Source organism: Devosia sp., from assembly GCF_036676215.1.
GTDB lineage: Bacteria > Pseudomonadota > Alphaproteobacteria > Rhizobiales > Devosiaceae > Devosia.
On the sequence record NZ_JAKFDJ010000099.1, the window covers coordinates 1 to 4,492 of the forward strand.

Consider the following 4,492-nt stretch of genomic DNA (forward strand, 5'->3'; position numbering starts at 1 on the left):
GGCGCTGTTGGCGTCGAGGAAGGAGTTGTTGGCGCTGCCATCGGCGTCCAGCACCCGGGTGAGCGCATCGGAGCCCAGGCCGCCGCCGAGATCGCCCGGCGTGATCACGCTCAGCGCGCCCACCCCGTAGTCGCCCGGAGTCAGGATCGGCAGATTGGCCACCGCGATGGCGTCGAGTGATGTCGCGCCGACCGCGGCCAGCTGATTCTGGATGGTCTCGGTGTCGACCACGAACGAGCGGCTACCGGCCTGGCCCAGTACGCCGGCGCCCAGGGACTGGAAGCGCACGTCGAGATTGATGGTGACATCGTTGGTCAGCCGCTTGGACCAGAACTCGGCTGCGGCGCTGAAACCGAATAGCGCCTGGCTGCCGGCATCCACACCCCCCAGATTGTTCAACACGATCGTCGCCGAAGACGCCGGCGTCGAAATCCCGCCCACGACCAGAGCCATGGCCGCGGACAACATAAGCTTCCTCATACGCCCCTCCTGAGGACACCAGACTGCGCAGTATCCCAGGGTTCGCACGCCACGGGATGCTTAATGACCTTTAACAATTTCGAGCGAAACACAGCCGATTTCGTCCGGCAACGGAAATTTATTGCCACGCTTGTCGTCCCCGCGCATGACGCCGCCTCGCTAGCCATGTTTTCCGGAATGAAATCACAGCGCGGTTGGAAACTAGCCGTGCGCGCTTTTCGTCGGACAGAGGCGGCGGCCAGGCGTTAGACTCTCCTTAGCAAGAGGACGATGACCATGGCCGACGACGCACCGCCCTCCGAAACCCCGATCCAGAAGGCCTTGCGGCTGAAGAAGGCCGCCATCGCGGCCAAGCCGCAGCCGCCTCGGGGCGGCAAGTTCCAGCGCGAACAGGCCGCCGCGGCCCAGTCCTCGTCCAAGTCGAAACCGTGGATGTCCCGCTAGGGGCGCCCCCGGCCGCCGGACGCGCGGCCTTCGGCTTCATCTTCGTCAGCGCGATCACCACGGCCATGTCGTTCGGCCTGATGATCCCGATCATGCCGGCCCTGCTGAAGCAGTTCACCGGCGGCGACACCGCGGCGGCCTCGGAGTGGAACGTGGTGTTCGCCACGGTCGGCGGGGTGATGAGCCTGTTCGCCGGCCCGATCCTCGGCCTGGTCTCCGACCGCGTGGGACGCCGGCCCGTGCTGCTGGTCTCGCTCTGCGGCCTCGGCGTCGACTTCCTGCTCATGGCCCTGGCGCCCAGCCTGACCTGGCTGCTGATTGGCCGGATGATCAGCGGAGCGACCTCGGGCGCCTTCTCCACCGCCAACGCCTATGTGGCCGACGTCACACTGCCGGAGGGCCGGGCGCGGGCCTTCGGCTGGATGGGCGCGGCCTTCTCCTTCGGCTTCCTGGCGGGACCGGCGATCGGCGGCCTGCTGGGCGAGGTCAATCTGCGCCTGCCCTTCCTGGCGGCCGCAGCGCTCACCCTGGTCAATGTGATCTACGGCGCATTCGTGTTGCCGGAATCCCTGCCGCCGGAAAGACGGGTGGCGCGGTTCGACTGGCGCAAGGCCAATCCCATCGGCTCGCTCAACCTGCTGCGCTCGCACCACGAGTTGTTCGGCCTGGCCGGGATCCACTTCCTCAACCAGCTGGCCCAGATGGTCTGGCCCAGCGTCTTCGTGCTCTACACCAGCTATCGCTATGACTGGTCGCCCGTGGTGACCGGCCTCTACATGATGGCCGGCGGGGTGCTGGGCGTGGCGGTGCAGAGCTTCCTGGTCGGCCCGGTGGTCGCCCGCTTCGGCGAGCGCGGCGCCATGCTGATCGGCGCCAGCGCCAGCATCGTCGGCTTCATCTGGTACGGCCTGGCCCCCACCAGCCTGATCTACATGGCCTGCATGCCGATCTCCTGCCTGGCCGGCCTGCTGACGCCGGGCCTCCAGGGCCTGATGACCCGCCGCGTGGGGCCGAGCGAACAGGGCCAGCTGCAAGGCGCCAACCAGGCGCTGATGGGATTGGCCTCGGTGGTGGGGCCGAGCCTGTTCGGGCTGAGCTTCGCCTGGGCCGTGCGGCACGAGGTGCTGCCGGGATTACCGCTGTTCCTGGCGGCGCTGGCGACGGCCGCCGCGCTGGGGCTGGCCTGGCGGACGGGGCGGGCGGCATCGAAAATCTAGGTCTGCAAATGGCTGCGGCATAAGGCATAGCTCTCGCTTGCAAGCTATTTGTTCTTGTTTTGTTCTTGTTTTGTTCTTGTGCTCTCCCAAAGCTGTGCTACTGTGGAGGTTGCCCTAGAGGCGCGCGCGCCAAGCCGCGATCATCAATCCAACGGACGATAGAAGGGGTAGGCATGGCCGGAATTCAGGCGGCTCTACGGCGCATGGACGTCGAGAACGCGGCGGACTGGATGGAATGGAGAATGCGGCAGGTCGGGGAACGCGGGAGGGCGGCAGAGGACGCCGCCTACAGAGCGTATGCCGCTGCGACCAGACTCGGACAGAGTCTCGAGGCCAAGACCCCAGAGCAGGTCATGACCCTTGGGGTCGAAATGCTCAGAGGTGAGCGAGCGCCAGAGTCACGCTTGCTGCAGGGGACCCAGCGAAACGGCGATCTCGCGACGCCTTTCCGAAACCAGACCCGAACGGTGGCCACGCGCCTGGCCACGGTGGCGCAAGCGCCATCTCCCAACCTCAGTGGGACCAGGCCCGTCGCTGGGCCGCAGCCTCAACGTCCTATCGATCAACTTCCCAGTTTCCATCCCAAGAGGGTTGCCGAGGTTCGCCGACAGCAGGCTCAGCTGGACAAGGTTGTTGACGCGGAGAGCCTGAAGAATAGCTGGTTAGCGATTCCCGCACTTGCCCCGACTGCATTGATCGCGGCCGGAGAAGGCGCGGCATTGCTCGCCGTGCGTGCCGCAGCCGCTGAACTGAAGCGCATTCCCCTTCGCTTTATTGAACGCGAGCCCTTTCGACGTGGTGGGGACAACTACGCCGCGAGGCTCGGCCGCAAGGTTCACGCCGAACTGAAGGCGCGGGTCGAGCAGAAACTCAGTTGGGATCCCAACCCTGAATTTACGGGACAGAGCGGCGCCAGACTCCGACCGGATGCCGGGACCCCGCGAGGTCGCTATCTCGAATTGAAGCCAAACACACCTTCAGGCAGGCGCGCCGCCGAGAGTCAGGTACGGAAATATCGCGAAGACGGAAAGAAGAAGACCCGCGCCATCTACTACAATCCGAAGGACTACCGATGACGCGGCCAACCTATCGGTCGACGATCAACAAAGTCCTCGAGCCGCGCGGCTTCATTCGGACCGGCAACGACTGGAAGCGAGAGAACGAGGCGCATGTCGATATCATTAGCGTTCAGTCGACCAGCGTCCTGGGGTCCACTATAAACATCCACGCCCAAGACAAGGTGTCGGAGCGCATGATTCTCGACGCGGAGCCTGCGGGTCCTCCGCCCACCCTCTTCCCCGTGAGTGTGCGTATCCAAAGACTTGTTGAACCAAACACTCGGGACCGTTGGTGGCGGGCGGGCGATCCAAACGGACCGGCGGAGGCGGCTGCATTGATCGAGGCTTACGCTCTGCCCTTTCTGGGGCGCATGCACACCCTCGAAGGTATGGCCGACTATCTCCAGAAGAGTGCGACAAAGTGGAGGGACGGGACCTCGCGACTGCACCTCGCCGTCATCCAGGCCCGAATGGGAGACATGGCGCAAGCCTGCGAGACGCTACGCGATCCGCCCAAGGACTATGAAGGCCGATGGCTTGGCAAGATCGTCAGCCTCCGCAGACAGTTCGGTTGCGGCGCGACTTGAGGGCTCACCATCCGGGCATGGTCGCATAGCTGAACACGAGAGCTTCCAATCGCCCGGCGGCGGCTCATGGTACCCGATGAACCTCCATCGCGCGCAGAAGCGCCTCTCACTTATCGAGCAAGCCGAATGCCAGCCGACAAGCGCGAGCCCCTTTGGTTTCTGACGCTGCTGATCGTCGGCGCGCTCGCTCTCGGAGCGCACCGGGACAACCAGGCGCGCAAGGCCCAGGTGAAGGAGTTCAGGGAAACGATGCGGTCGTTCATGGCCCCTAGGGTGCAGGAGCTGCCGTCGTTTCCAGGTGTCAAACTGCTCGGTCTGAGCCCATGCTACTCGCCCGCCTGTCAGGAGGAGAAGCGGGGCTGGGGTTGGGCAGCGCGGGCCGGTGCAACGTCTTGGCGCGACTGCACCCAAGCGAAGTTGCCCACCGGCGTCTGGTCCGGATGCCAAGCCTATCTGGAGGCCATGCAATACCCCACCGACTAGCTGCCCAAGGCCCCTCTTGGGGTATGCAATGGGGTACGCAGCGCTGCGCCAGTTCCCATTAAGCGATTGATTTTAGTGGATTTTCTGAGGCCTTCGGGCCATGGCGGAGAGGGTGGGATTCGAACCCACGGTACCCTTCCAGGTACGCCGCATTTCGAGTGCGGTGCTTTCGACCACTCAGCCACCTCTCCAGAGACGACATCGGGCCCCGTTGAAAGGGCCC

The 4,492-nt window shown here is 64.7% G+C and carries 6 protein-coding genes and 1 tRNA gene; 5 read left to right on the forward strand and 2 right to left on the reverse strand.

Going from position 1 to position 4,492, the window contains the following annotated elements:
- Positions 1 to 480, reverse strand: a 480-nt coding sequence (locus V6M52_RS10000; protein ID WP_332700911.1) for a hypothetical protein, incomplete at its 3' end; no start/stop codon positions are given.
- A gap of 276 nt (positions 481 to 756) precedes the next feature.
- Between V6M52_RS10000 and V6M52_RS10005 the strand changes: the two genes are divergently transcribed.
- The 5 genes from V6M52_RS10005 to V6M52_RS10025 all read left to right on the forward strand — a co-directional run bounded on the left by V6M52_RS10005 (position 757) and on the right by V6M52_RS10025 (position 4,269).
- Positions 757 to 924 (forward strand): hypothetical protein, encoded by a 168-nt coding sequence (locus V6M52_RS10005; protein ID WP_254835607.1) that lies wholly within the window; start codon positions 757 to 759, stop codon positions 922 to 924.
- Positions 909 to 2,141: a TCR/Tet family MFS transporter gene (locus V6M52_RS10010; protein ID WP_332700912.1), complete on the forward strand. Its 1,233-nt coding sequence runs from the start codon at positions 909 to 911 to the stop codon at positions 2,139 to 2,141. The genes V6M52_RS10005 and V6M52_RS10010 overlap by 16 nt, the downstream gene beginning before the upstream one ends.
- A 173-nt stretch (positions 2,142 to 2,314) precedes the next feature.
- Positions 2,315 to 3,217, forward strand: a complete 903-nt coding sequence (locus V6M52_RS10015) for a hypothetical protein (protein ID WP_332700913.1) — start codon at positions 2,315 to 2,317, stop codon at positions 3,215 to 3,217.
- Positions 3,214 to 3,786 (forward strand): DUF4304 domain-containing protein, encoded by a 573-nt coding sequence (locus V6M52_RS10020; RefSeq protein ID WP_332700914.1) that lies wholly within the window; start codon positions 3,214 to 3,216, stop codon positions 3,784 to 3,786. The genes V6M52_RS10015 and V6M52_RS10020 overlap by 4 nt, the downstream gene beginning before the upstream one ends.
- 126 nt (positions 3,787 to 3,912) lie before the next feature.
- Positions 3,913 to 4,269 (forward strand): hypothetical protein, encoded by a 357-nt coding sequence (locus V6M52_RS10025; RefSeq protein ID WP_332700915.1) that lies wholly within the window; start codon positions 3,913 to 3,915, stop codon positions 4,267 to 4,269.
- 101 nt (positions 4,270 to 4,370) lie between these two features.
- Here V6M52_RS10025 and V6M52_RS10030 read toward each other — a convergent pair.
- A tRNA-Ser gene (locus V6M52_RS10030) sits at positions 4,371 to 4,460 on the reverse strand.
- Between the last annotated feature and the right edge of the window lie 32 nt (positions 4,461 to 4,492).